The sequence below is a fragment of the Paracoccus versutus genome (assembly GCF_000763885.1).
Taxonomy (GTDB): domain Bacteria; phylum Pseudomonadota; class Alphaproteobacteria; order Rhodobacterales; family Rhodobacteraceae; genus Paracoccus; species Paracoccus versutus.
This window is the reverse complement of sequence record NZ_JRKO01000174.1, coordinates 1-716: the sequence shown is the minus strand read 5'-3', so window position 1 is coordinate 716 and position 716 is coordinate 1. Positions and strand designations below refer to the sequence as shown.

Genomic DNA, 716 nt, shown 5'->3' with positions numbered 1-716 from the left:
GGTTCATCAGCCAGACCGCGTTGCGGGCGTGGAATGACGGAATGGCGTGCTGCATGGTGATCAGCACATCCATCGGGTTCGCTGCCGGGAAGTTCGCGGCAGCGCCGGTCTTGACCTCGGCAATGCCGGCGGCGGTCATCAGGCCGCGCGGCTGGCCGGTGCCGGTGCCTTTGACAAAGGCCAGCCCTTCCACCTTGGCAAAGCCCTCGGCCAGTTCGCGATTCATCACGGCTTCCAGATCATAGGCGTTATCTTCCAGCACCTTGTTGCTGGCGACATAGAAGCTGGAAAGCTCATGGTTCGCGATCTTGACCTGACCAAAGGTCGGTTCGCTGACGGTCATGTCGCCGCCTTCCTCGGTCCAGAATGCATTCACGCCCGACAGCAGGGTCGGAAAGGTGATGTCGGTGCCGGTGACGGTTTGGATACTGGCATATTGGCGCAGCGGCGACATTTCGGTCAGCAGCTTCAGGATTTCCGAACCAAACTCGGGCGGGACCAGATAGCCGCCATTGGCGTTATTGGCGACGGCCAGCGCCTTCACCTCGGTTGCTTCCATGCGGGCCTCACCGCCGCGCAGGTAGCTGACGAACGCCTTTTTCTCGGCAGTCTCGCCCTGGACGATACCCGGCGCGCCCGGACGGTTCGCCTTGGCTTCCAGCTTGTCCAGCCGCGACAGAACGGCATTGAAAACCTTGGTATCAACCTGGGCATTA

General features: G+C 61.3%; 1 protein-coding gene. It reads right to left on the bottom strand.

Annotated features, from left to right (window positions below; all coding sequences use genetic code 11):
- On the bottom strand, positions 1–716 hold a 716-nt coding region (locus IT40_RS26510), incomplete at both ends, for a phage major capsid protein (protein WP_036761541.1).